The organism is Rheinheimera sp. B2H12 (genome assembly GCF_059620065.1).
The window spans coordinates 958,183-985,117 of record NZ_CM184363.1; the positions used below are offsets into that span (position 1 = coordinate 958,183).

At 49.3% G+C, this 26,935-nt stretch carries 25 protein-coding genes; 15 read left to right on the forward strand and 10 right to left on the reverse strand.

The window, feature by feature from the left end; all coding sequences use genetic code 11:
- Nucleotides 1-53 precede the first annotated feature (53 nt).
- Nucleotides 54-665, forward strand: coding sequence for a TetR/AcrR family transcriptional regulator (locus AC53GJ_RS04275; RefSeq protein WP_496731301.1), 612 nt, complete (start codon nt 54-56; stop codon nt 663-665).
- On the opposite strand, the gene AC53GJ_RS04280 is transcribed toward AC53GJ_RS04275, so the two are convergent.
- The gene (locus tag AC53GJ_RS04280; RefSeq protein ID WP_496731302.1) at nt 662-967 is read right to left on the reverse strand and encodes a hypothetical protein; all 306 of its coding nucleotides are present in this window, start codon (nt 965-967) and stop codon (nt 662-664) included. The two genes, AC53GJ_RS04275 and AC53GJ_RS04280, sit on opposite strands and share 4 nt — an antisense overlap.
- Nucleotides 968-1,242: 275 nt before the next feature.
- Between AC53GJ_RS04280 and AC53GJ_RS04285 the strand changes: the two genes are divergently transcribed.
- On the forward strand, nt 1,243-2,205 hold the full coding sequence (locus AC53GJ_RS04285) for a sensor domain-containing diguanylate cyclase (RefSeq protein ID WP_496731303.1): 963 nt from the start codon (nt 1,243-1,245) through the stop codon (nt 2,203-2,205).
- A gap of 147 nt (nt 2,206-2,352) precedes the next feature.
- Here AC53GJ_RS04285 and AC53GJ_RS04290 read toward each other — a convergent pair whose 3' ends face one another.
- Nucleotides 2,353-3,066 (reverse strand): SapC family protein, encoded by a 714-nt coding sequence (locus AC53GJ_RS04290; protein WP_496731304.1) that lies wholly within the window; start codon nt 3,064-3,066, stop codon nt 2,353-2,355.
- 333 nt (nt 3,067-3,399) lie between these two features.
- Here AC53GJ_RS04290 and AC53GJ_RS04295 point away from each other — a divergent pair, with 333 nt between their 5' ends.
- From AC53GJ_RS04295 to speD, 13 genes are all read left to right on the forward strand, one after another.
- Nucleotides 3,400-5,133, forward strand: coding sequence for a phosphoethanolamine transferase (locus tag AC53GJ_RS04295; protein ID WP_496731305.1), 1,734 nt, complete (start codon nt 3,400-3,402; stop codon nt 5,131-5,133).
- A gap of 285 nt (nt 5,134-5,418) precedes the next feature.
- Entirely contained in the window at nt 5,419-6,336 is a 918-nt protein-coding gene (locus AC53GJ_RS04300) for a porin (protein WP_496731306.1), read from the forward strand.
- Nucleotides 6,337-6,581: 245 nt separating this feature from the next.
- The gene (locus AC53GJ_RS04305; RefSeq protein ID WP_496731307.1) at nt 6,582-6,794 is read left to right on the forward strand and encodes a hypothetical protein; all 213 of its coding nucleotides are present in this window, start codon (nt 6,582-6,584) and stop codon (nt 6,792-6,794) included.
- Nucleotides 6,795-7,001: 207 nt separating this feature from the next.
- Nucleotides 7,002-7,226, forward strand: coding sequence for a hypothetical protein (locus tag AC53GJ_RS04310; RefSeq protein WP_496731308.1), 225 nt, complete (start codon nt 7,002-7,004; stop codon nt 7,224-7,226).
- A 71-nt stretch (nt 7,227-7,297) separates the two neighbouring features.
- The gene (locus AC53GJ_RS04315; protein WP_496731309.1) at nt 7,298-8,491 is read left to right on the forward strand and encodes a lanthionine synthetase LanC family protein; all 1,194 of its coding nucleotides are present in this window, start codon (nt 7,298-7,300) and stop codon (nt 8,489-8,491) included.
- Nucleotides 8,492-8,672: 181 nt separating this feature from the next.
- Nucleotides 8,673-9,293, forward strand: coding sequence for an anthranilate synthase component II (locus AC53GJ_RS04320; RefSeq protein ID WP_496731310.1), 621 nt, complete (start codon nt 8,673-8,675; stop codon nt 9,291-9,293).
- Between the two features lie 44 nt (nt 9,294-9,337).
- Nucleotides 9,338-10,459, forward strand: coding sequence for an HDOD domain-containing protein (locus tag AC53GJ_RS04325; RefSeq protein ID WP_496731311.1), 1,122 nt, complete (start codon nt 9,338-9,340; stop codon nt 10,457-10,459).
- Nucleotides 10,460-10,807: 348 nt separating this feature from the next.
- Nucleotides 10,808-12,025, forward strand: a complete 1,218-nt coding sequence (locus AC53GJ_RS04330) for an aspartate aminotransferase family protein (protein ID WP_496731312.1) — start codon at nt 10,808-10,810, stop codon at nt 12,023-12,025.
- Between the two features lie 163 nt (nt 12,026-12,188).
- On the forward strand, nt 12,189-13,205 hold the full coding sequence (astA, locus tag AC53GJ_RS04335; RefSeq protein ID WP_496731313.1) for an arginine N-succinyltransferase: 1,017 nt from the start codon (nt 12,189-12,191) through the stop codon (nt 13,203-13,205).
- A 93-nt stretch (nt 13,206-13,298) separates the two neighbouring features.
- The gene (astD, locus tag AC53GJ_RS04340) at nt 13,299-14,762 is read left to right on the forward strand and encodes a succinylglutamate-semialdehyde dehydrogenase (protein ID WP_496731314.1); all 1,464 of its coding nucleotides are present in this window, start codon (nt 13,299-13,301) and stop codon (nt 14,760-14,762) included.
- A gap of 189 nt (nt 14,763-14,951) precedes the next feature.
- Nucleotides 14,952-15,302, forward strand: coding sequence for a DUF3802 family protein (locus AC53GJ_RS04345; protein WP_496731315.1), 351 nt, complete (start codon nt 14,952-14,954; stop codon nt 15,300-15,302).
- A gap of 82 nt (nt 15,303-15,384) precedes the next feature.
- Entirely contained in the window at nt 15,385-15,828 is a 444-nt protein-coding gene (locus AC53GJ_RS04350) for an OsmC family protein (protein WP_496731316.1), read from the forward strand.
- A 74-nt stretch (nt 15,829-15,902) separates the two neighbouring features.
- Nucleotides 15,903-16,709, forward strand: coding sequence for an adenosylmethionine decarboxylase (gene speD / locus AC53GJ_RS04355; RefSeq protein ID WP_496731317.1), 807 nt, complete (start codon nt 15,903-15,905; stop codon nt 16,707-16,709).
- Between the two features lie 50 nt (nt 16,710-16,759).
- On the opposite strand, the gene AC53GJ_RS04360 is transcribed toward speD, so the two are convergent.
- From AC53GJ_RS04360 to AC53GJ_RS04395, 8 genes are all read right to left on the reverse strand, one after another.
- Complete coding sequence (locus tag AC53GJ_RS04360; protein WP_496731318.1) at nt 16,760-18,505, reverse strand: potassium/proton antiporter; 1,746 nt, start codon at nt 18,503-18,505, stop codon at nt 16,760-16,762.
- A 290-nt stretch (nt 18,506-18,795) separates the two neighbouring features.
- Nucleotides 18,796-19,125, reverse strand: coding sequence for a DUF4144 family protein (locus tag AC53GJ_RS04365; RefSeq protein WP_496731319.1), 330 nt, complete (start codon nt 19,123-19,125; stop codon nt 18,796-18,798).
- A 71-nt stretch (nt 19,126-19,196) separates the two neighbouring features.
- Entirely contained in the window at nt 19,197-20,783 is a 1,587-nt protein-coding gene (gene purH, locus AC53GJ_RS04370; RefSeq protein WP_496731320.1) for a bifunctional phosphoribosylaminoimidazolecarboxamide formyltransferase/IMP cyclohydrolase, read from the reverse strand.
- A gap of 211 nt (nt 20,784-20,994) precedes the next feature.
- Nucleotides 20,995-21,285 carry a DNA-binding transcriptional regulator Fis gene (gene fis / locus AC53GJ_RS04375; RefSeq protein ID WP_008897208.1) on the reverse strand — a complete coding sequence of 97 codons (291 nt, stop codon included), beginning with the start codon at nt 21,283-21,285 and terminating at the stop codon, nt 20,995-20,997.
- Nucleotides 21,278-22,273, reverse strand: a complete 996-nt coding sequence (gene dusB / locus AC53GJ_RS04380) for a tRNA dihydrouridine synthase DusB (protein ID WP_496731321.1) — start codon at nt 22,271-22,273, stop codon at nt 21,278-21,280. The genes fis and dusB overlap by 8 nt, the downstream gene beginning before the upstream one ends.
- Before the next feature lie 463 nt (nt 22,274-22,736).
- Nucleotides 22,737-23,957 carry a hypothetical protein gene (locus AC53GJ_RS04385; protein WP_496731322.1) on the reverse strand — a complete coding sequence of 407 codons (1,221 nt, stop codon included), beginning with the start codon at nt 23,955-23,957 and terminating at the stop codon, nt 22,737-22,739.
- 228 nt (nt 23,958-24,185) lie between these two features.
- Nucleotides 24,186-25,070 (reverse strand): 50S ribosomal protein L11 methyltransferase, encoded by an 885-nt coding sequence (gene prmA / locus AC53GJ_RS04390; RefSeq protein ID WP_496731323.1) that lies wholly within the window; start codon nt 25,068-25,070, stop codon nt 24,186-24,188.
- 86 nt (nt 25,071-25,156) lie between these two features.
- On the reverse strand, nt 25,157-26,653 hold the full coding sequence (locus AC53GJ_RS04395) for a capsule assembly Wzi family protein (RefSeq protein WP_496731324.1): 1,497 nt from the start codon (nt 26,651-26,653) through the stop codon (nt 25,157-25,159).
- Between the last annotated feature and the right edge of the window lie 282 nt (nt 26,654-26,935).

The following is a 26,935-nucleotide window of genomic DNA, read 5'->3' on the forward strand; positions in this document are numbered from 1 at the left end:
GTGCGCATTCATTGATAACCCTGAACCTGCTGTGGTTATAAAGGAGCTTGCTGATGACGGCGAATTCGACCCCTGTTGGTCGCCCCCGTGCTTTTGATGTCGACAAAGCCTTACAAAAGGCGTTGGAAGTGTTTTGGGCTAAAGGTTATGAAGGCGCTTCACTGCCAGATTTGACCGAGGCGATGGGCATTAATAAACCCAGTTTGTATGCTGCTTTTGGCAATAAAGAACAGTTATTTTTAAAAGCCATTGAATTGTATGAAAACCGGCCTTGTGCTTTTTTTCAGCCAGCGTTATTACAGCCCACCGCGTATCAGGTGGCGAAACACCTGTTGTTTGGCGCTGCGGCTGCCAATGCTGATCCAAATTTACCGAATGGCTGTGTGGTGGTGCAGGGCGCTTTGTCCTGTAGTGATAGTGCCAGCAACGTGAAACAGGCTTTGATTGAAAAGCGTCGTCATGGCGAACAACAAATGCTGCAACGACTGGAGCAAGCCAAAGCGGCCGGTGATTTACCTGCCGATGCCGACTGTGCTGCCTTAGCCAGTTACCTGGCGGTACAACTGCAGGGCATGGCAATCCAGGCTGCCAATGGCGCAACGCCTGAACGGCTGCAACAAGTTGCCGCTTTGGCGTTAAAAGTGTTTCCGGGTGGGCCGGATTAAGCACTGGCTGCCGGGAAGATCCTGGTTAGCGGCAGATCCAACTCCAGCCGGCAACCACCGTCCAGATAAGGGCCGGCAACTTTTTGCCAGCCGGTGCCAGGATCCTGCTGCCGACAGATAGTGTTGCCGCTGATTTTGCTTTCCCACTGATACCAATGCGCTGTTTCGGCTTGGACCTGATTTTGCAGCAAGGCAAAACCAAGTAACAACACGCCTAAGCTCCATAACAGCCAGCCTGAAGCCAGCAGTGCCAGCGCAGTATAATTTTGTTGTTGAGTTATTTTTTGCCAACTGCTGATCATCTGTGCATCCCATCCTGCTTAACATTCAAAGGGTCTGAAAACTAAGCAAATCCAGTGCCAGTCTGTTTGTCAGGCCATTGACGCTGTCAAGCTTAGTTGGCAATAGCCGGTCAGGTTATCGGCTATCCACTGGATTGTTTGAGTATAAAATTGAACCTCGACGCTGTTTTGGCAGTCACAGCTTCACATGCGGCTATTCTGTTGTGGTGTTGTTGTGCTGAAATACACCTGATGGTGCGCGTGACACCCGGTTTTTTTACACAGGAGTCACCGTGATGATCCATGCCACTATTCCGGATAACGAGCCGATCCGGCTTGCCACTTTGCATACCTCCCAATTGCTGCACAGTCGTGGCAATGAACAATTTAATCGCCTGACCAGACTCGGTCGTCGTTTATTACAAATGCCAATTTGCCAATTGAATCTGGTGGACGCCCAGCATATTCAGGCCTTGGCGGCGCAAGGGCTGGATAGCAGTCAGCAACCAAGACATAGTGCTTTTTGCGCTTATACCATTTTGGGTGACGAAGCGCTGGTGGTGCAGGATACCCGCCATCATCCGTATTTTTATGATCACCCGCTGGTGCAGGGAGAGGCTGGCATCCGCTGTTATGTTGGGATCCCGTTGCGGGCTTTTAATGGCTGCAAAGTAGCGACTTTGTGTCTGATGGACAAAGTACCCCGCGAGATCTCGGCCGATGATCTGGCGGCACTGAAAGATCTCGCTTTGCTGACCGAGCAGGAAATGGCGATGGCGCAACTGGCGGTGATTGATGAATTAACTGCGCTGGTCAACAGGCGTGGTTTTGAAACCATGGCCCGGCTGGTGCTGAATACCACAGAGCGGCAAGGTTTACCCGCGATGCTATTACAGTTCGAACTGACGGGTATTGCGCCTTTGGTGTTGCATTATGGTCAGGCTGAAGCGGACCGGCAGCTGTTGAAATTCAGTGCCTTGTTGCGGCAAACCTTTCGCAGTTGTGATGTGATTGGCAGGCTTGGTGAAACTGAGTTTGCCGTGTTGCTGGCCAACAGCTCAGCCGAAAAAACCGCGGATATTGTCGAAAGATTGCGCCAGTCCGCACTGGCACAGCAGCAACAAACGGGTTGTAGTCTACTGCAATTTAATGTGGCTGCTGTGCATGCACCACCCAGTCAGACACCGAGTCTGGAGCATTTGTTAAGCCGGGCTGATCGGCTGATTTATCAGCGTCAGCAAGGTCAGCAGTTGTGCTGAGACGAAGCTGTGTGACTCGACGCTGGAGCTTGGCGCAATGGAACAAAGATAGCAGTCTGAAGGGTAATACAGGCGGTTACGTGAAACTAAACTGAAGAAAATACAGCAGCAGTCAGCGACTGCTGCTCTCACAAAGCGGATTATGACTTATGCTTTAGCTGCTTCGACTGGCAGACGGGCGATTAAAGCACCAATACGTTCCAGTGATGAGAAATGGGCATAAATGGCCGGCAGTACACCAAATTTACGCAGATTCAGGAATTGCTCGTCAGTCAGAGCTTCAAATTTTTCCCGGTCGATCACAAAGAAACCATTGACGCGACGTTCGGCACCCGCAGCATCACGGTACTGCAGGCCATCGGCTTTAAACAGATCCATTTCAGCAATTTGTGCTGTGATGTTGCGGCTGACGTTGTTGGCATCAATAAAGTCTTTGAAGAATGAGTTTACACCTTCGAAAAACTCAGTCGCTTTACCTTCTGCATCAAATAAAGCCTGACCTTCAGTTTTACTGACGATATCAGACTGTTCATTGACGCACAGTACTAACTGATCATCACTGGCTTGGGCCAGCGTGAATGGGTAGGCCCGTAACGCTGCTGGTACATACTGGCCTTCAAACTTGTCTTCTTTGACGAATAAATTCTGGCCTTCAACCAGACCAAACACCGCCACTGCATTGTAGTCATTGCTGTCGGCATTTTTCAGGAAGAAAATTGGGTAATGTGGTGCAGCTGCAACAAACTCCTGCAGCATCAGAGGCGCAATATGACGGTCAGCAACAGCTTCCAGTGAAGTTTTTGGCAGAATTTTTAAGTCTTTATGGGTTTCATTGCTTAAGGCAACTGGTTTAGCAAGCATGATAGTTCCTTACAGATTAGATGAGCTGACCGGTCAGTAGCCACGGGATACCCGCTGGCGTTGAAATTGCCGGTTATATATTTATGTCAGACCGAAGCACCATACTATAAAAATATGACAGAATACCAGTGCAAAAACGAAGAAATCTGCTATTGGCGAAAGTTACAGCAATAGGGGTTTGAGGGCTTTTTGCTAACAAATTGATTTCAATACAAAGTCAGAAACCTTATCAAGCGTTATTTGCCAGCGAATCATACCGGATTGGTACTGAGTCGTGGTTTGGCATTGGCGGTGATGGGTGCTGTGGTTAATTCTGAGGTGTGAGCTGTCGCGATGAAAAGCATATTTGCTTCGAAAATACTGACCAGAGGTCTGGTGCTGTTGTTATTACTGTTGCTGCTCGCACCGCAAATTTGGTTATGGCCACAAAAACCACTCAGTCAGGTTCTGCTGTATGGATTACTGCCAGCACTGTTACTGCTGCTGTTACTGCTCAGTTGCAGCCGTTATTTGCATCGTTCTGTCTGGTTATGGCTGCCGTTTGCGCTGATGGCGCCACAGGAGTTATTTTATCTGTCAACCTACCAAAAATCGACCGATGCTCATGCGATGGCGATTATTGCGGAGACTGATTTGGCCGAAGCTGCCGGTTATTTATCGGGCTTGGGCTGGCTGATTATTCCGGCGGTGTTGTTGTTACTGCTGCTATTTGCCCTCTGCAGCGCCATGTTTAAAGTGCAGCAATTACATTGGCCCCGTTATGGCAGGCCTGCCGTGTGGTTTCTGTGTGCGCTTGGGGCCAGTTGGGTCTGGCTGCAGGAAGTACAGTACCGGCGGGATTACCCGGTGCAGGCCGGTCGCAATGCCACTGAAACGGCGTTAGGCCAGCGGCCACTGCCACAAAGCCATAATTTGTTTTATCAGAGTTATCCGCTGAATTTGTTGCTGGCAGCCAATGAATTTCGCGTGCAGCGGGCCGCTTTAGCTGCGGTGGCCGCCACAGTGGCTGAGTTCAAGTTTGGCGCAGAGCAAAGTAACAGCGTGCCAGAACGGCAAATTTACCTGCTCGTGATTGGCGAAACCTTGCGGCCCGATCGGTTACAGCTCAATGGTTATGCCAGACCCACCACGCCAAGGCTAGCTGGTCTTGGCGATGTGGTCAGTTTTGGCAATATGATCAGTCCCTGGGCCTGGACGCGCATGTCAGTGCCGGTGATTATTTCACGCAAATCAGCCCAGGATCAAAGTTATTTCTCCCGTGAAACTTCACTGGTTGCCGCTTTTAAAGAGGCCGGTTTTTATACCAGTTGGTTGTCGACGCAAAGCCCGCTTGGGGTGCATGACAGTTCAGTGGCATTACATGCCAGCGAAGCTGATGAGGTGCAGTACCTCAATCCGGTAGGCTATAAAAAAGAAGGTTATTACGATGATATTTTACTCAAAGCGGTGCAGCGGGTGCTGGCTTCAGGTCAGCAGAAGCAGTTGATTGTATTACACACCCTCGGCAGTCATTTTAGTTATGCCGACCGTTATCCGCCGGCTTTTGATTTGTTTCAGCCTTCCGGCAAAGGTCAGGCCGTCAGTATGCATAATCCGCAGAATAAAACTTTGCTAAACAATGCTTATGACAATAGCGTTGCTTTTACTGATGCCTGGTTATTTGGCCTGATCCAGCAGTTAAAACAGCAACAAGCGATCAGTAGTTTGCTGTTGGTATCGGATCATGGCGAAAATATCTTTGATGGTAACTGTCACAAAAGTGGCCATGGTCATCACACCGAATTTGACTATCGGGTGGCCGCTTTGTGGTGGGGGTCAGAGAAGTTTCATCAGGCCTATCCGGCGCAAGTAGCGTTATTGCAACAACGGCAGCAGGCGCCACTGATGACCAGTCAAACCTTTGAAACTATGTTGGATTTAGCACAAATTCGTTATCCGGGACAAAGAACAGAGCAAAGTTTTGCTGCTCCTGCTTTTCAATCGGGTCCGCGTTTGTTGTCATCTGGCCAGGATTTTGACCACACCCCGGTTGATCAACAATGCCGGGCCTTGCCTTTATTACATTAACTTCAATATTGCTCAGTGACGATGGCTGGCTGGTCAGCGCAGCCGTTGCCGCTAGCTTTTAATCTTCACTGTCATATTATTGTCATTTCATAGACATAAAATAGTCCTAATTCTGACATGCAAATGAAATTAAATCTTAATAAAACAACTAATGAAGTTGGATAAGCCATTGAAATCAAATGCAGCAGAGCAAGCTTCGCAGTTCAGCCGGGCATATTTTTGTGCTTCGCTGGCTGTATAACCCTGAAATTTGCATCATGCCCACAGGCTGAGAAGGACTGAACTATGTTGACCCGTAACACCTTTGTTCCACAAACGCTCGCGGCTGCCTTGTTAGTAACATTACCAGCCTTGGTGCAGGCCGAGCCAGTCACGTTGTACGGTAAAATTAATCTGACGGCTCAGCAAGCAGATGAAGGTGAGGGCTCGTTCAGTGAATTAAAAAGTAATGCTTCCCGCTTTGGCGTCAAAGGCGATTATGCACTGGATGGTGGTTTAAGCATGATTTATCAGTTGGAGTGGGAAGTTGATCCGGCCGATGATGCGGAAAAAAATCTAAAGTCGCGCGATCAGTTCATTGGTCTGACCGGTAGTTTTGGCACTGTTAAAGCTGGCCGTAATGATAGCGCATTGAAGTTGTCGCAGGGGAAAACCGACTTATTTAATGACTACGAGGCCGATTTAAAAGTGTTATGGAAAGGTGAAAACCGGCTCAACAATTCAGTGGTGTACCAGACACCGCAATTTCAGGGCTTTTCACTGCTGATCAACCATGTGATGGCAGAAGCCGCCGATGGTGTTGATGGTCAGTCAGTGGCACTGCTCTATGGTGATGAGAATCTGAAAACCTCTACCTGGTTTGCCAGTCTGGCGCTGGATAACGACATCAATGGTTATGACAACCGCCGTGCCACAGCACAAACCAAACTGGCTGGCGCTAAAGTTGCGGTTGGCTTACAGCAACAAGAAGTCGTGCTCAGTGGTAAAAAAGCCGATGGCTGGTACAGCAGTCTGGCTTATCCGTTAGGTAAATATGAGTTAAAAACGCAGTTTCAGACGCTGGAAGATGATCAGGGCCTGAGCCTGGGCGTTGACTATAAACTGGGCGATAACACCAAAGTGTTTGCCTGGTACAGCAGCTTTGATTTTGATATCAAAGTTGATAGTGATTTTCTGGCGATTGGTTTTGAACATCGTTTCTGACCCGAGCCGCTAGCACTCTGAAGCTGGGTGGCGGCTGTAGCTCGCCGTCACCTTAGGCAGTGAAGGTCCTGTCGCGACTGCGGCAGCGAAGATGATGGTTGTGCTTGATGTTGCTTTGGTAAAATGCTGAAGCTTTTGTGATGTTTTGCTTACTTATTTATTTCTGCCGTTTTTTTCTGTTGTGATTTGGTAGCTTGAAACTGGCTTTTGCCAAAACATTATAAACCTCACAACAGGGAATTATCATGAAAATTACTTTAAACAAAGCCTCTCTGGTTAACTTATCCAACGACGACAAAATCATCCCAGGCGAACTGACGCCGCTGGTTGTTGGTGGTAAAGTTGACGAAAATGCGGTGAACGCTGCGACCCGCTTTTGTGGCGAACTGACAGCCAACGCTAACACCTGTCCTTCTGATCGCACTGGTCAGACGCGTCGTTGCTGCCAGATCCCATAATAGTTCGCCAAGTCCAGTGCCGCTGCAACCTGATAAGTGCGGCGGCTTTTTTTGCCTGTCCTCCCTGTAAGCGTTAGTTTTTAAATGCAAAATTTATTGATTATTTGCTTATATTTTCATAATAAATTCATTTTCCAGTGTTTTTTGTCAGAACATTATTGCTACGTTTGTGACGGTTTTTAACCATAACCCAACCGAGGAAATAACATGAAAATTACCCTGAATAAAACATCACTGGTCAATCTGTCTAAAGATAACAACGTGCTGCCTGCTGAACTGACACCCCAGGTTGCCGGTGGAACTGCAGCTCAATCCAGCTACCCTGGTTATACCAATTACACTGTTAGTTGTTATATGCCTGAAACTGTAAATGCTGATACTTGCCCTTCAGATCGCAATGGTGGCACGATGAACTGCTGTATGGTGCCATAACACCCCAATCAGCTCTGACAGGACGGCGCAGTTGTGCTGTCCTGTTAAAGAAGTAACACAGGAATGACGTTGTGACAGAGCCAATACCTCCAACTAAACAGTTGCTCGCGGCATTAATTCAGCAAACCCAGCAACAGTTATTACCGCCTTATCAAAGTGGAATTTTGTCCGGTCTGTCCGGTCAACTGCTATTTCTATGGCAAGCGGCCAAAATATATCCGGAATTGGTCGATGAGCAATTGTTTAATCAGCAATTAATCTTGTTGCAGCAGTATGGCGTCCGTCAGGAAGATATCCGATCCTTTGGCTATGGCATCAGCGGAGTGGGCTGGTTTTTTGAGTACATTCTATCGGATGATGATTATCAGGCTGATTTTAATGCCGGCACTGATACCTTGCTGCAGAATTATTTACAACAGTTGCCGGCAGAGGCAGATATCGAATTTGTGATTGGGCTCAGCGGTCTGGCGGTGTATTTAGCCAGACGAGCCAGGCATGGCCAAGCTGAACAGGCAACGGCTTTACTGCTGGCCGCCATTGCAGAGCGGGCGGTATTTCTGCAACCTGATCAATGCAGTTGGCCTACGCCGGTCGGTTCTGCCTACCGTCTGGAAAAACAATCGACAGCCGTTGAGTATAATCTGGGGCTGGCGCATGGCATGCCTGCGGTATTGGCGGCTTTGCTTGGCTTGATCCCGCATTTACCAGAACCCGCGCCTGCCCGGCAGTTACTGCAAGCAGGTTGCGACTGGTTACTGCAGCAACAACAGCCTGCGACAACTTTTGGCAGTTATTTTGCCAATGCCGCGGACCGGCCCGCTTGTTCACGCCTTGGCTGGTGTTATGGGGATCTGACGCTGGCACTGACGCTGTTTCGTGCTGCCGAATTGCTGGCAGAACCTGCTTATGCAGAATTAGCGCGCCAAATGAGTTTGCATTGCAGTCGGCGTCGTGAGCAAGACGGTATGGTATTTGATGCCGGACTTTGTCACGGTTATGCCGGGCTGGTACTGATTTTCGGCCTGTTAAGTCAATATTTTCCAGAGCCTGAGTTGCTGCTGGCAAAACAATACTGGCTGGATAAAGTGCTGACCCAATACCAGTTGCATGGCCTGGCGGCTTTACATAAACAAGTGGAGCGCGCTGATGAGCTGACCGCGCAGGAAGAACCTGGTTTATTAAGCGGCTACGCCGGTATTGGGTTGTGTTTATTGGCGGCTGAAGGTCAGAGTACCGATTGGGTTGACTTGTTATTGCTGGGCTGAAAATAGCTTTTGACCAAGGTTTGGGACCCAAGCTCTGGGACCCAAGGTCTGGGACCCAAGGTTTGGGAGCCAAGCTCTGGGAGCCAAGCTCTCTGGATGCTTGTCGGGTTTGAATGCGTTAGAATAACGCCCTGACGGTGCACCACTGCACATGAGCGATTTTCTTTAGGTCCGGGCCATCATGCTGTTAATGATCGACAATTACGACTCTTTTACTTACAACCTGGTGCAATATTTTGCGGAATTGGGCCAGCAGGTGCTGGTTTATCGCAATGATGAAATTACCCTGGCCGAAATTGAACAGCTGGCGCCAATCGGTTTGGTGATTTCGCCAGGTCCTTGCAGTCCGGATCAAGCTGGTATTTCGTTACAGGCTATCCGCTATTTTGCCGGCAAGTTACCGATCCTTGGCGTTTGCCTTGGTCATCAGGCGATAGCTCAGGCCTTTGGTGGACGTATTATCAGGGCGCGACAGGTGATGCATGGCAAAAATTCACCGTTAAGACATCAACAGCAAGCCTTGTTTCAGGGCTTGAATAATCCATTAAGTGTCACCCGTTATCACTCGCTGGTGGTCGAACTTGCTAGCTTACCGGCTGATTTTGACATTCTGGCCTGGACCGAAACGGCTGATGGACAGATGGATGAAATTATGGGGCTGGCGCACCGGCAGTTACCGCTGTGGGGCGTGCAGTTTCATCCGGAAGCCATTCTGACCGAACAGGGGCATCAGTTATTAGCAAATTTTTTAACATTATTGCAGCAACATCGAACTGCATCAGTTGACAGCCGGCAGGGCTGATTGCACACTGCCTGCTCGTGGTTACGCAGGGACTAATAATAACAATGTCGTCGATGTGTCAGGTATTACAGCAGCGTTTTTTCGATGCTATGTTGGAAGTGAATCCACAACAAACTCGTTTTGGCGTGAAAAGAAGCAAAGCCGGTGCTGAGCAACCTGCCGATCGGACTTTGCTGGCGGTGGAGTTACAGGCGCAGCAAGATAGGCAGGCCGGATTGGTCGCCAGACAGCAATTTCTGGAATTTACTCAGGCCCATCTGCATGATCAGGTGGCAGAGGAATTATTTTTAAAGCTGGGCAAAATTGACACTGTGCTCAACACAGTGTTTAGTCTGGCGGAAGGTTTTCCAGTAGTGCTGGATACCCTTAGCGCCAAAGCTGTGACTTTAAGTCAGTTGGAAAACTGCATCAGTAAAGTGGAGTGGCTGAAAGAAGATATTCTGAAAGTTGCCAACCAGCCTCAGTATAAAAAGAAAATCTCCAGTGGCAACTACGTCAAAGAACTGAAAACTGCGCTGGGCATGCTGGGCATTGAAAGCTTGCAGCAAATGATCCCATTACTGGCGCTGAAACGTTGTTTACCGCATTCCACCGATCCTTTTACCGGATTTAAAAGCAATATCTGGGATTATTCCCTATCGATCGCCATTGCTTCGCAACGGTTGGCACAAGAGAGTGGGCATAATCCTTTTGTCGCTTTTTGTGCCGGTTTATTCCAGAGTCTGGGTTATTTTGTCGTGACCCGGACTTATTTGCGCACTTATTCACAAATCAAACAATCGGCGTTGTTACAAGCTCGAGATGCCAGAGATACGGTGCTGACCGATGCGCTGGATAGTCTTGATGCGGATGCCAGCTTCCTGACCAGTTGTTTTCAGGAGTTTTCCGCGATTATCAGCGCCGATTTAGTGTCGAAATGGCAGCTACGCCGGTTACCGCTTGGGCAAATTCTGGACCAGTTGGCAGAAGGACTGAGTTACCAAAGAGCGACCGACTTGACCCGCCTGGTGCAACAGGCAGAATACTTCACCCAGTCAGCATGGTTACGTAAAGCGAAATTACTGACTGAAGCGGAAGATCAGTTATGGCGGGAACAGGTACAACTGCGGACTGATTATCTGCAAATTCTGCAAAATACCCGGCTGGATCGACTGACACTGGATTAAAGGCGGAAATTTTTTCCGATATTCATGCAGCCGATGCTGCTGACCTGGCTGTGCTATTGAATAGTTCTGCCAGCAAGGTCAGCAGTTCAATGGCATGGCCTCAAGCTGCTGCAACAGCGCTGCTTAGTTATTCACCCGAACTGCAAATCTATCTGTAAGCCTTGATTTTCTTGGCTTTTAGCTATTTTGCTTCAAGACTTTCCAGTTTTATTCTGCAATAATAATTTTCAGTCTGAATAAAAAAACAGCGCCTGCCGTCTGGATTGTACTGCCAAGCCGGTCAGTGTGGCTGAATATTGCTGATTATTCCGCCGGAATAGTCGTTATTTTGCTCCAGGAGAAAATCTGATGTCTGAACCTATTGTTGTCACCCGCGCTTTGTTTGATGAAGTGATGGTCCCGAATTATGCTCCAGCGGCACTGATCCCGGTGCGTGGTTTGGGGTCTCGCGTGTGGGACCAACAGGAGCGCGAGTATGTCGATTTTGCCGGCGGTATCGCGGTGAACTGTCTGGGTCACTGTCATCCGGCACTGGTCAAGGCGCTGACCACCCAGGCAAATCAGCTGTGGCATTTAAGTAATGTGATGACCAATGAGCCAGCCTTGCGACTGGCGAAAAAGCTGGTCGATAGTACTTTTGCCGACAAAGTGTATTTTGCCAACTCAGGTGCTGAAGCTAACGAAGGGGCGTTAAAACTGGCGCGGCGCTGGGCGCTGGATGTGCACGGGGAGCACAAGCAAGACATTATTTCTTTTGGTAAAAGCTTCCATGGCCGTACTTTTTTTACCGTCACTGTGGGTGGTCAGGCTGCTTATTCTGATGGCTTTGGTCCGAAGCCTGGTGCGGTTTTCCATGCTGAATACAACAATTTAGCCAGTTTGAAAGCGCTGATTTCGGACAACACTTGTGCCGTCATTATGGAACCCATCCAGGGCGAGGGTGGCATTATTCCGGCGACTGCCGAATTTATCCAGGGGGTGCGGGAGCTGTGTGACCAGCACAATGCACTGCTGATTTTTGATGAAGTTCAAACCGGTGTTGGCCGTACTGGCCAGCTGTATGCCTACATGCATTATGGTGTGGTGCCGGATATTCTGACCTCGGCCAAATCGCTTGGCGGCGGTTTCCCGATTGGCGCTATGCTTACCACCACGGCCATTGCCGCGCATTTAAAAGTCGGCACCCATGGTTCTACTTACGGCGGCAATCCGCTGGCCTGTGCAGTGGCAGAAGCAGCGCTGGATACCATCAATCAACCTGAAGTATTGCAGGGCGTTGTCAGCAAAGAGGCCTTATTTCGTCAGGAATTAACTAGGATTAATGATAAATATCAAGTGTTTAGCGAAGTTCGAGGTCAGGGCATGCTGTTAGGCGCTGCGCTGAATGACAGCTACAAAGGCCGGGCCCGTGATTTCCTGTTAGCCAGTGCTGAGCAAGGCGTTTTTGTGCTGATGGCCGGGTACGACGTGGTGCGGTTTGCGCCAAGTCTGGTGATCCCGGATGCTGATATTATCGAAGGGATGCGCCGGTTTGAACTGGCAGTGGCCCAAGTGGTACAGGGCTAGCCTGTAAGGTTTCCCGTAAGGTTCCACTTAAGGGCATGCAACCTGTCTGAGACAGGCCGGGCCGAAGCCGGATCTGACGCAAAAACAATAATAAGGTCAGATCTGTAAAGCAAAATAACAGGGCGGGAATGAAGCACCCGCCAACAATCTGGAGTAAGCGGTCATGATGATTATTCGCCCAATCCGTGCCGAAGATTATCCTGCCTTGTATGACATGGCAGTTGAATCCGGCCATGGTTTTACCTCACTGCCGGTCAATGATGAGTTGTTGCAGCGTAAAATTACCCGATCGGAAAGTTCATTCCGCAAAGATATCAGCCAGCCTGGTGACGAAGGTTACCTGTTTGTGCTGGAAGACACTGATACCGGCGATATCTGTGGCACCAGCGCTATTGAAGCAGCGGTCGGGCTGGATGATGCCTTTTATCACTATCACCTGGGGAAAGTGGTCCATACGTCCCGAGCGCTTGGGGTGTATAAAACGGTTGATGTGCTGACGCTGTGTAATGATTACACCGGTGCGACTGAACTCTGTACCTTATTTTTACGCGAACATAAACGGCTGAAGAATAATGGCCGGTTATTATCCCGTTTTCGCTTTTTGTTTATGGCAGAATTCCGTCAGCGTTTTGCGGATCGGGTGATTGCAGAAATGCGCGGGGTGTCGGATGAGCATGGCAATTCCCCCTTCTGGCAATGGCTGGAAGAACACTTCTTTTCGGTCGATTTCCCCACCGCCGATTATCTGACCGGCATTGGCCAAAAAGTCTTTATTGCCGAGTTAATGCCGAAATATCCGATTTATGTCAGTTTGTTAAGTACCGAAGCGCAAGCCGTGATCGGTCAAGTGCATGATAAAACCAAACCGGCACTGGCTTTATTGCAGTCTGAAGGTTTCTCTACCACCGGCTATGTCGATATTTTTGATGCCGGCCCGACCGTAGAGGCCAAGCTGGAGCATATCCGCACGGCCCGTAATAGTCGCAAGTTACAGGTGCGGGTCGCCGAAGTGAGTGGTGGCCAGCCTTATCTGATCTGTAACACCGAGCGACAAAACTTCCGCGCTAGCTGGACCCATCTGCATGTCAGCGAAACCAGCGAAGAGGTGAATTTGCCGGCTGACCTGGCCAGCGCCTTGCTGGTGTCAGATGGCGACTGGGTGCGGTTGGCCAGATTATAGCCTGAGCCGCAGCGCTGCTGATGGCCGTCACCGCAGCATTGTGGTCGACGCTGGCAGTGTTTTAATCATCATTGCATTGTGAAAGAGAACATCATGACAACACATTTTATTGCCGGCCAGTGGCAACAAGGCGAAGGTGCGCAGTTTCAGTCAATGAACCCGGCCAAAGCACAAGTTTTGTGGCAAGGTCGTGCTGCGACTGCAACCCAGGTTGACGCCGCGTTTAAAGCCGCCCGGCAGGCATTTGACAGCTGGTCTGAACTGAGTTTCAGTGCCCGCGCAGCGTTGATGCAGGCTTTCGCCGCGCAACTGACAGCGCACAAAGAGGCGATGGCGCAGGTGATTGCCGAAGAAACCGGCAAACCTTTGTGGGAAACCCGCACTGAAGTCGCGGCGATGATTGGTAAAATCGACATTTCAATTCGCGCTTATCAGGAAAGAACTGGTGAAAAGCAGCAACCAATGCCACAAGGACAGTCTTTTTTACGGCACAAACCGCACGGCGTGGTGGCGGTATTCGGACCTTATAATTTCCCAGGTCACTTACCCAATGGTCATATAGTGCCAGCTTTGCTGGCGGGCAATACGGTGGTATTCAAACCCAGTGAAATGACGCCCAAAGTGGCCGAAACCACGCTGCAGTTGTGGCAACAGGCAGGTTTACCTGCTGGTGTGCTGAATCTGGTGCAAGGGGAAGTGGAGACCGGAAAAGCCGTGGCGGCGCACCCGGAATTGGACGGTTTGTTTTTTACCGGCAGTTCGCGCACCGGACATTATTTACATCAGCAATTTGCTGGTCGGCCGGATAAAATTCTGGCACTGGAAATGGGCGGCAATAACCCGCTAATTGTGCAAGATGTCGCAAATATCGATGCGGCTGTGCACGACATTATTCAGTCGGCATTTATTTCCTCTGGCCAGCGCTGTACTTGTGCCCGCCGGTTGTTTTTACCCGCTGACGCCACTGGTGATGCCATCCTGGCGCGTTTGCTGGAAGTAACGGCCAGATTAGAGGTCGGTTTGTACGATGCCCCTGAGCAGCCCTTTATCGGCTCAATGATTTCCAACCAGGCGGCACTTGGTATGCTGGCAGTTGAGCAGCAGTTGCAGCAGTTGGGCGCTACTGTACTGTTACCGATGCGGTTATTAACAGTGGGCACCGGCTTATTAACGCCAGGGATTATCGAGTGCTCAACGGTGACGAATTTACCGGATGAAGAGCACTTTGGGCCCTTATTAAAGGTGTTCCGCTTTACTGAGTTCAGTCAGGCGATTGCGGCCGCAAACCAAACCAGCTTTGGTTTATCCGCCGGTTTGTTGTCGGATGACGAACAGTTATATCGCCAATTTTTCCGCCAGATTAGGGCTGGTATCGTGAACTGGAACCGTCCTATCACCGGCGCCAGTTCGGCCGCACCTTTTGGGGGTATTGGTGGCAGTGGTAATCATCGGGCCAGTGCCTATTATGCCGCGGATTATTGTGCTTATCCGGTGGCTTCAGTGGAATTGGCGCAATCAGAATTGCCTGCGCAATTATCCCCTGGGGTCAGGTTCTGAAAAACGGCCAGCCGTCGGTTTGCTATTGGCAGAAGTGACGGTTGGCTGCTGCCAAAGTGGTCAGACGCAATAGATAGCAACTGATGAAGCAACGGAATAAAAATATTTTCGTTCAGTGCTTTACCGAAGTTCACCATCTGTGGCAGATTTGACTACTCTTTAACTCAGTTTGGTTCATTGGTTGTCCCTATGGTCACAGATAAACCCGGTTATGAACATCTGATCCAGTTTCTGACGGAGCACTTGGCGCTGTTTGAACAAGCAGGTACAGCGACCGATAACGGTAAAACACTGGGTGTTATTATCGAAGAGCAAATTGCTGAGCAGATCATTCAGCTTTGTACCCAGCATACTGAGCTGGAAACTATCCACCGCAGTCAGATCATCCGCGAAGTGGATGGTATCATGTATGATTTTCAGGAAGTGTTAGCTTCAGTGCTAAACAGACCGGCCACGCAGGAGCAGGTCGAGCTGATCAACGAAGTTGCACTGTTGATTAAGAACTTGTTTGACACTGCTATTGCGCATCTGATGGATTAAACTCAGCTGTTTGCGGCCGATGCTGGCTTGCTGGACACATTTTTCGTAGAATGTCCGTCTAATTCTGGATGGAGCAGCAACAATGGCAGGTCAAAACCAATTACATGCAACCGTTTCCTGGGCTGGTGACAGCAGTTTTATTGGCCGTTCCGGTTCAGGTCATGCGGTGGTGTTCGATTCTAATATGGACAGCGGCGTGGCGCCAACGCCGATGGAAACTCTGCTGATGGCGGCTGGTGCCTGCTCGTCCGTCGATGTCGTCAGTATTTTACAAAAAGCCAAACAGCAAGTGACTGCCTGCCGGGTGGTGCTCAGCGGTGATCGTGTTGACACAGTGCCACGGGTATTCAGTAAAATTCATCTGCATTTTGAAGTCACAGGCTTTGACGTGAGTGAAAAACATGTCGAGCGGGCGGTGAATTTATCGGCGGAAAAATACTGTTCTGTCTCCATCATGCTGCAACAGGCGATGACAGTAACGCATTCTTTTAGCGTGTTTACTTCTGAAGTGGCGCCTGCAAGTTAAATCTTCTTTCTGAATACACTATACTGACAATCTTGCCGGCTGGACTGGCCGATTGTTAGTGGAGAACGCATACCGTGGTAAAACCTTTTGAAAAATTGAAACTGCATGGCTTTAACAATTTAACCAAAAGCTTAAGTTTTAGTATTTATGATATTTGTTATGCTCAAACCGAGCAGGACCGGCAGGAATATATTTCTTATATTGATGAGCAATATAATGCCGATCGGCTGACTGATATCCTCAGTGAAGTGGTGGATATTATTGGCGCGAACATTCTGAATGTCGCGCGGCAGGATTATGATCCACAAGGTGCCAGCGTCACTATTCTGGTGTGTGAAGAGCCGATTGAAGGCAAGCATGACAATGCGGCTGCACCTGGTCCGTTACCGGATGCCATAGTCGCTCATCTGGATAAAAGCCATATCTGTGTGCATACCTACCCGGAACATCATCCGGATGGTGGTATTTGTACCTTCCGCGCCGATATTGAAGTGTCGACCTGTGGTGTGATTTCTCCGCTGAAGGCACTGAATTATCTGATCCACAGTTTTGAATCTGACATTGTCACCATTGATTACCGGGTGCGTGGTTTTACCCGTGATGTGAATGGGATTAAACATTACATCGATCATCCGATCCATTCGATCCAGAATTTTATGGATGACACCACCAAAAATGCCTTCCAGATGGTGGATGTGAATGTGTATCAGGAAAACCTGTTCCACACCAAAATGATGCTCAAAGAGTTTGAACTGAGTAATTATCTGTTCGGCGCCAGTATTGACGCGCTATCTGACGATGAAAAGCGGCAAATCAGCAAAAAAGTGAAACGTGAAATGCGGGAGATATTTTACGGTCGTAACTTGCCTGATCTGGCCTGAGTTCTGCGAAGCAGCCAACCTTTTCAAAGGCTGGCTGCTGTGAAGCGGCCTTAGTTGGCATTGATTTCAGTCATCGCTTTTACCCCTAGCTTACTGATTTGATCCTGCTCCAGTTCTGCCACTGTCCAAACCATGCCTGACCAATGGATAAAGTCACCCACGACAGGCTGCCCCCCGTGCTTCTTGACAAAAAACTCATTGATTTGGCTGCACGTCGCGCATTCGGATAGATCCAGTGAATAGAACATCGCCAGATCATCCAGCTTGGCATTGCCGTCAATCATAAAATCACCAAAGAAATCAAAGTTAAAGAACTCGTTGTCGAACTGCTTCTCCGGCGTCTGACTGAACATTCTGCCAAGTTTGGCTAAATCTGCATCATGACCGACAATACATAAAATATCGCTGGCCATCAGCATGGTGCTACCCGATGGGTGTAGCAACTGATTATCGCGGAACAAGGCCACAATCCGGGTATTTTCCGGCATGCAGAGGCTACGCAGTTCGCTGCCGATACACCATTTCTCCTCACTGAGTCGGTAGACAAATAATTCCCACTGACTTTTCAGATTAATTTCAATGCTGGAGCGGGAAATAGGCGAGGGCACTGAAGGTACCACTACATTGGCTTTGCGTGCCGCGAACCCCAGCGTAGTGCCTTGTAACAGCAATGACACCAGCACAATAAAAAACGCCACATTAAAAAACAGCTGGGCATTAGGCAGGCCTGCCATCAGCGGGAATACCGCCAGGATCACCGGCACAGCGCCGCGCAAGCCAACCCAGGAAATAAAGGTCCGTTCTTTCAGGCTAAAACCGCGAAATGGTAACAGGCCGATAAAAATTGACAGTGGCCGGGCGAATAAAATCATCCACAACGACAACAGCAAGGCGGGTACCGCGATTGGCAGCAGTTCGCTTGGCGTCAATAACAGCCCCAGCACCAGGAACATACCAATTTGGCTCAGCCAGGCCAGGCCATCAAACATATGCAAAATACCATGGCGGTTCCGGATCGGATTATTGCCCAGCACCAGACCACAAACATAGACGCTGAGGATACCACTGCCACCAACGGCACCAGATAAGGCATACAGAATAATACCACCACTGACCGCGAGTAGCGGATAAAGTCCATCGGCGATTTGAATTTTATTAATCAATTGCAGCAGCAACCAACCGCCGCCGAGGCCAAGCACAATACCAACGCCAAATTGCTGTACCAGACTTGTGAGCACCGACCATTCAAAGCTGGTCTGGCCGGCGACTAACATGGCAATCAACGTTACTGTGAGAAACATCGCCATCGGATCGTTGCTACCGGACTCAATTTCCAGCGTAGCGCCAACCCTTTTGTTCAACCCTTTGCCATTGAGTAAATTAAAGACCACAGCGGCATCGGTGGAGCCAACGATAGCGCCAATCAGCAAGCCTTCCAGTAAGCTCAGATTAAATAACCAGGCGGCAGCAATACCAGTCAGACCTGCGGTAATCATCACGCCGACAGTGGCCAGTGACAAGGCCGGCCACAAGGCGACTTTAAAACTACTGCGGCTGGTTCGCATCCCGCCATCCAGCAGGATCACTGCCAGTGCCAGGTTACTGACCAGGTAGGCCAGCGAATAGTCGTTAAAAACAATACCGCCAGGACCATCGACACCAGCCAGCATGCCGACAGATAAAAAAATCACCAGGATAGGCACGCCGACTTTGCTGGCAAAGGAGCTCATCATGATGCTGAAAGCGACCAGAATGGCTCCGACCAGCAGTAAGTTATTGATTGTGATGACATCCAATGGCGACCTCCTTTGACCGGACGGATAAACCGATCACTTACTTTGTATTCTTTGGATTTAAATCAGATCCAAGCGCAAATTTCTATTTCTATGACTTAATAGGTATTTATGAGTTATTTTTCAAATAAAATCAATTATATATTTTCATGAATAATTAATTGAGTGCTGGTTAGAAACGCTATTTCAGGCAGAAATATCAAGCACTTAAATGCAATAACGCGGCTTTGTCAGTTTTTTTTGTGAATAGTTCAATATTCATTTGAAATAGCGGGGGAAAGTCGGACTGATCGTTAGGATGTCAGCATGCCAAAGGCACTGGCGATATCAGGTGGCTGAATTTTTAGCACACAACTTTGCGCACAAGCAAAAAAATGTTGTTGGACTAGTTCAGTCACTGCAGTCAGATCCAGCACTTGCGCACTGAGATACCATTGTTTTGCCGTATCAAGCTGATAGACCCGGCCCTCTACGTCGATCAAGCGATCAGCGTCTGGCAACAAAAAAGGATTATCTAGTTGTAACTGCGCAAAAGCGGCTGGGGTAGTAAGTAGTTCCAGTTCCTGTTGTCCCTGATAACTCAGGAGCAGTGGATACTGCCACATGTCTGTTGCTGTCTGCATCTGAACTCCGTTGGCTCAGCACGGCAACCTGGATTGCCGTGCTGAGCATCACATCATGTCATCAAGAATGATTAATGACGGAAATGCCGAACGCCGGTAAAGATCATGGTCATGCCGTGTTCATCCGCGGCAGCAATAACTTCAGCATCACGCATTGAGCCACCAGGCTGGATCACGGCTTTGATACCGGCAGCAGCCGCGGCGTCAATGCCATCGCGGAATGGGAAAAACGCATCTGAGGCCATGACTGAACCTTTTACTTCCAGGTTTTCATCGGCGGCTTTAATGCCGGCGATTTTAGCGCTGTACACGCGGCTCATCTGACCGGCACCGACGCCAATGGTCATTGAATCTTTTGCGTACACAATGGCATTGGATTTGACGTATTTGGCCACTTTCCAGCAGAACAATAAATCACGCAGTTCATCTGCTGTTGGCTGACGCTTGGACACCACTTTTAAGTCATCCGCAGTAACCATCTTCTGGTCGCGGTCTTGCACTAATACACCACCGTTGACACGTTTAATATCAAAACCTGCGGTTTTGCTATCCCACTGGCCACAGACCAATAAACGCACATTCGGCTTTTTCGCAATCACAGCCGCTGCGTCATCTGTTGCCGTTGGCGCAATAATCACTTCAACAAACTGGCGGCTGACAATAGCTTCGGCCGTGACTGCATCTAATTCGCGGTTAAACGCGATGATGCCGCCAAAAGCTGAGGTGGGGTCAGTCTGATAAGCGCGGTTATAAGCTGCCAGAATATCGTCACCAATGGCCACACCACAAGGATTGGCGTGTTTGACGATGACACAGGCAGGCTCAATGAATTCTTTCACACATTCCAGTGCGGCATCAGTATCGGCGATATTGTTATAAGACAGCTCTTTGCCTTGTAACTGAGTGCTGCTTGCCACTGAAGCTTCCTGGATCTGCTGCTCGACATAAAAAGCAGCTTGCTGATGGCTATTTTCGCCGTAGCGTAAATCCTGCTTTTTCACAAACTGGCTGTTAAAAGTACGCGGGAATTTGCTCGGCGGTGCGTCTACTGTGTCATAGGCTGGCAGCATGGTACCAAAGTAGTTGGCAATCATACCGTCGTATTGGGCGGTATGTTCAAAGGCACTGATCGCCAGACTAAAACGGGTGGCCTGGGTGGTCGCACCTTGATTGGCGGCCATTTCTGAAAGTACTTTATCGTAATCAGCAGCGTTTACCACAATAGTGACATCGGCATGGTTTTTTGCTGCTGCACGCACCATGGTCGGGCCGCCGATATCGATGTTTTCGACTGCATCGGCCAGGGTACAACCTGGTTTAGCCACTGTGCTGGCGAATGGGTACAGGTTTACCACCACCAGATCAATAGCCTGAATGTTGTTTGCGGCCATCACAGCTTCATCTTGTCCACGGCGGGCTAAAATGCCACCATGCACTTTCGGATGCAGGGTTTTGACCCGGCCATCCATAATTTCCGGATGTCCGGTGTAGTCGGAGACTTCAATAACCGGAATGTGTTGTTCAGCCAGTAATTTGGCAGTACCACCGGTGGATAACAGTTCCACGCCTTGTGCTGCTAAGGCACGGGCGAATTCAACAATGCCAGTTTTGTCAGACACACTCAAAAGTGCACGACGGATTGGACGAGCTGAGGTCATATCGGTTCTCTCTTTAGTATCTTCGATAAGCAAGGGATAAAAAATTCTGCTCTGTCTGTGCTGCGAGGGCAATGATGGCGACAAGCATAGCCGTAAAATCATTGTGCTGCGCAACACGGGTATCTATGGCACCGGAGCAGCAATTTGCCGATGCCCAGAAACAAAAAAGCACCCGAAGGTGCTTTCTGGCGGGACTCCTCCCGCAGGGGCATTAACTCATGCCGTATTGTTTCAGCTTCTTGCGCAGCGTGCCGCGGTTGATGCCCATCAGATTGGCGGCGCGGGTCTGATTACCGCGGGTATACTTCATTACTTCTTCCAGTAATGGTTTTTCCAGTTCTGACAACACCAGTTCGTACAGGTCGTTGACGTCCTGACCGTTTAACTGTTGCAGGTAGTTCGCCACCGCTTTTTGTACCGCATTACTTAAAGGCTGCGGTTTTTCCTGAGTCTGTACATGTGCGTTGGTGATAAATGGCGAAGTCACGTTTTGATTAAACATTACCAGGTCTCTTTACGTTAGTTGCTGCTAGTTGTTCGAAATAATTCCACAAAGCATCAAGCTGCGTCTGTTGCTGCTCGATACCGTTAAATTCACTGCGGAACGCGCCTTCGGCATCGTGTTCAGCCAGATACCAACCCACATGTTTGCGGGCAATACGCGGGCCAAGCACTGCACCATACAGCTGGTGTAAGCCTTGAACGTGTTCCAGCAAAATCTCCCTGACCTGCTGCAGGTCGGGTGGTGCCAACAGTTCCCCTGTGGCAAGGTAATGCACCACTTCCCGAAAAATCCAGGGCCGGCCCTGTGCTGCCCGCCCAATCATGATGGCGTCAGCACCGGTGTAATCCAGCACAAACCTGGCTTTTTGCGGTGAGGTGATGTCTCCGTTCGCAATCACCGGGATCGACACTGCCTGTTTGATAGCGCGGATGGTGTCGTACTCCGCTTCTCCTTTATACATACAGGCTTTGGTTCGGCCGTGAACCGCCAGGCATTGAATGCCATTGTCTTGTGCAATCCGTGCTATCTGCACGCCATTGCGATTATCGGTGTCCCAGCCGGTCCGAATTTTCAGCGTAACCGGAACTGAAACCGCCTTGACTACAGCCTGAACAATTTGCTCGACCAGTTCGGGATACTGTAACAGCGCCGAACCAGCCAATTTTTTGTTCACTTTTTTTGCTGGACATCCCATATTGATGTCGATGATCTGAGCGCCATGTTCAACATTAAACAGGGCAGCTTCGGCCATCTGCTCCGGATCGGCACCAGCAATTTGTACTGACCTCAGGCCAGACTCATCGCCATGCGTCATCCGATTCAGCGACTTTTCGCTTTGCCACACCAAAGGATTGCTCGACATCATTTCAGACACAGCTAAACCTGCACCAAAACGACGGCAAAGCTGACGAAAAGTGTAATCGGTCACGCCAGCCATCGGCGCACAGATTACATTGTTCGATAATTGGTATGGTCCGATGCGCACCGCTATATCTCTAGGCTCTACCCCAAAGGGGCGCTAAGTTTACGGATTTTTTCCAGCAAAGCAAAGGCTAATATTTAAACAAAAGTGCAAATTTATTGGCCTTTGGCGGGTTGACAATCGCTAAACGTCTGAAAATTAGACTCAACAAAATACCGAAGCCGCCAGAATCAGTGTGATCAGAAAAAGATAATTGTTTTGCTGGTGTTTTTTTAAGCGCTGTGGTTTGGCTTCAATTGCTGACAATTGCGCAAAAGCTGGCCAGTTCAGCTCAGGCTTGCCATCAAGCGCGGATAAACGCTGCCGGTTGGTTTTTGTTGAGTGGCTGGCAGCGATAGTGCCGCCTGCAGCTGATGTCGGTTTCAGCTAAAAAAAAAGCACCTGCGAACAGGTGCTAAAATCATCTCCCAGGAACGTGGTGTGATGAAAACATGCCTGACCATCTTGCCGTCAGGGAAACAAAGAGTTATTTGGCAGGCTTGGCGATACCAACCCAGCTCATTTTGGCTGGTGTAAAATCAAGTTTCAGACTGCTGTTGGTCAGTGCCGCCAGATCCACTTTCAACAGTTGCTGGTTGGCTGGATCTGTGATGAAAATATCGTCGTTTTGCAAATTGGCACTGATCACTGGTGGGTTGGCGCTGTCAATTTTGCTGATCAGCTGCAAGCTGCCTTTGATGCTGTAACCGGTGTTCACATCTTGCACTGTCAGTTTGCCGCTGCTATCAAGCTGGGCAAAATAGTCCCCGTCACCTGACATGGCAAAAGCGGTGCGGGTGGCCGTGCTGTTGCCGCGCCAGTTAAGCAAGGTCATGGTTTTTGCCACCGGATCCAGCAAGTATTGGTCTTGGCCGGCAAAACCTAGCATGGTACTGAGGTTTTTATGACCGGTCACAGTGCCGATCCGGCCTGACATCCCACTTGGGTTGGCAATTTTACTCGCCACCATTTGGTCTGCTTTTTGTTCTACCACCAGCACGCCGTCAGTACAGCCAAACACACTGTAATCTTTATTGGAAAAACTGCCGTGCAGGCCAGGGCATTGCTCGGCGAACTTTTCTTTTAAGACGTAATTTTCGCCATTTAGCTGATACCACTCGACCTGCGTTGGTAAAGTATTGCTGGCATCCGCTGGCCGGAAGGTCGTTAACAAATGTTTGCCGCGCGGTTCGGCAGTACCATGCATATTCTGTGGCAGATTAAGGCTGGCGGCGAGCTTCGCATTGCCGATACTGGCATCCGTCAGCAATTGTACGGCGGAAGCTTGTCGCGGGTTGGCGACGCCATCAAAAAAGATGGCCGCCTGGCCGCTGTGGACTTCGTAATGGGTTGGTGCCGGGCCATTGAGCTGAAAACTGCTAAGTTTGGCTGCTTGCTGATAATCATGCATATGGTTGCCATGATCTTCTTGCCATAAACCACCATCGACAAAACTGACTTTGTTATCAGTTCTTTGCATCAATACTGCATAACGTTGTTCAGGACTGCTATAAATCGCCTGGATCGGAAATTTACTGTCAAAGCTGCCGAGCTGTTTTTGTTGTTGGATGTCGTAAACATGCACCTGATTGCTGCCGGCAGCACTAAGGATCAGCCGGCCGGCTGATTGTACTTTGTCATGTTTATGTTCGGTGGCAGGTTTACCTTCGTTACTGTGGCTTGAGCCATCACAGCCTGTTAAAGCCATTAATACGGCTGCTGCCATTAAACTTTGTTGGATATTAGAACGCTGAAAAAATTGCACTGACACGATAAAATCCCCCTAAATTGAAATGTTATACTATAACAATGGCATTCAAGTGAGAAGCACTATCAACGAAAAATTAACGCTGTTGGTTGCAGTAACTGGAAAACAGAAGTTGCCACAGCGCGCAATAGGGCGCTGTGGCAATATGGAAAAGAGGGAAGGGGGATGTTACAGGGATTTTTTCCGCGCGCTTAACCGTACCCATTCTTCTTTCACCGCAACCGGATCAAAGTCGAACTCTGTGCTGTAAGCATCGATCACTTGTTGCGCCTGGCTTTCCAGGATGCCAGATAAGGCTAATAAACCACCGGGCCTTACATAAGCGCTGATAATGGCTGATAATTCAGCCAGCGGACCTGCCAGAATGTTGGCGACCACTACATCCGCTTGCAGTTGTGGTTGATCTTTTGGCAGATAGAGTTCGATTTGACCTGCCACGCCGTTGCGCTCGGCATTGGCGGTACTGGCTTCAATCGCCTGCGGATCTATATCTACACCCACCACCCGATTCGCACCGAGTTTTAACGCGGCGATGCCTAAAATTCCGGAGCCGCAGCCAAAATCGACCACCAGTGCTTGCGACAGATCCTGACCATCCAGCCATTCCATGCAAAGTGCTGTGGTCGGGTGGGTACCAGTGCCAAACGCCAGACCCGGATCTAGCATCACATTGACGGCGCTCGGGTCCGGAATATCGCGCCAAGATGGACAAACCCACAACCTTTGCCCAAAGCGGATTGGGTGGAAATTATCCATCCATTCCCGTTCCCAGTCTTTATCTTCTAATTGTTCCAGTTTGTACTGTACACCTTGCTTAAACAAGCTGACTTGCTGCAGTTGCCGGATCACTTTATCCATCGGATGTTCAGCATCAAACAGACCTACCACCACGGTATTGGCCCAATAAATCACTTCACCTGGCATAGGTTCATAAATGGGCGTGTCATGGGCGTCGACAAAGCTGACGGCCTGCGCGCCCCAGCTCATCAGCATATCGCTGACCGTTTCTGCTTGTTTTTCGGTGGTGTGAACACGTAATTGGATCCAGGGCATGACATTCTCTTTGGCAGTTAAAGGGGGCGCTCAGCTAAAGTTGGCTTATTAAAGCACGAACGCCAACCCGCAGGCTGGCGTTCGCGTCAGAACTGATAAACATAGCCGGAATACAGGGTATTTTCCCGTTTGTCAGCCGCATCCGGATATTGAATATTGGCCGTACTGGCACCAAGTTTCAGCGTACCATGCCAAAATGGCCGTTGATAATTCAAATCCAGTCTAACGATTTGCTGTTTGTCATTCACTGGCTTGTAGTTTGCTGGATAGTTTAGACCGTCATAATTGAGTTTGATATTACGGATGGTGGCATAAAGTCCGCTCTGATCGGCAAAGCGGGTAACTGCGCCTAACACCCAGCTTCTGGCGTCACTCTCATAGGTGCTGCCCAGGCTGCGCTGGTAATAGCGGGAGCCGCTACCGTAAGTGAAATGTTCGTAAAAGCAGTTGTAGTATTTATTATCTTCACTACAAGCCACCATAGTATCTGAATATTCGACAAATACTTTAACTTGCTGCTGCGACAGTTGCAGCCAGGTATGACCGCCTGCCAGATTGGCGCAATCAGCAATATCCAGTGGCCCACCGCCTGACGTATCTTCACAGGTTCGTTCGACGTACAGCGAAACCGGTTGGCCGAACCACAAGTCACGGTATTGCAGATCAAAACCTGCTATCTGATTGCCTTTGGTTGATTTGTCGATATCAGCACAGCCCGGCAGATTTTCCGGGCAACTGGTATTGCCTGATAGTAAATCTTTAAATGCATCCAAGCCACAGTCAATGCCTTCACCACACAGCTGTGCGGTAAAAGACAAGCCAATTTCCAGCTTGGCAATAGGTCTTAAATTTAGCCGGTTGCTCCATAACAACGGATTTGCGACCACCCGTTCATGCTCCATTCGGCTGACTGAACTTTGCACACTCCAGGGACCAAACCAGTTGAGCCATTGGTAATCATAGTCAGCTGCATGATAGCCTGTCAGCATCAGCCCTGGCATAGGGCGGGCATTGGTGGATTTATGCAGGCTACTATCAACGCCTGGGCCCCACCACTGCTCAATATAACCAGCGCTCAAAGTCCAGCGGTCAAGCACCAGCGCCAGATAACTATCATCTGGCCGGGTATTTTTGCCATCAGAAGCCTCTTTTACCTGCGTCACTGACCCTTTTCCCGCCAGATATTCGGACTGAAAACTGACACTGGCTGTCGCTTGCTGTTTTTCGCGATAATCGGCACCAAAATGACGAAACTGAGCGGCATCACTGGCGACGACCGCACTTAATTTGCCCTGAACACTGGTTTGTTGCTCAGCGAGATAGCGTTGGTACACCCGTTGGTAAACTTCTGCCACCTTGCCTGTCAGCCGGTTTTGATCAACCTGCTTTAATTCCTGACCAATCGCTTGCCAACGCAGTGGGTAGGTATTTAAAGGCGAGGCTATCAGGCCATAGTCTGACAATAGTTGCATATCGGCGCGTAAGTACAGGTCCGAGCTATCAACAAAAAGTTCGGCTTGCGCTGCGTAGCTGCCAAGTAGCATTGTACTGATGACCAACTGTTTAAACGGTTTATACCACATTGTTTCTGACCTTTATGAAAAATGGAGCCGGCAGATTTTTCAGGCCGGCGATTCTACCTGTTCAACCCCGGATTGTGAATGTGAATCTGTGGTTAGCCATAAAACTGATCTGCTTGCAGGCAAGCGTTTGCTCAGCGACACGGAAATCTGGCTCAAAATCAAGACATAATAAAACGGTCAGTCTGACAACAAGCTGAATCGACCACAGCCAGTGTAACAGTGAGTGACAGAAATTTTATTGCAATGGGATGTCATAAAAAAGATAACAAATGTTTGAAATTG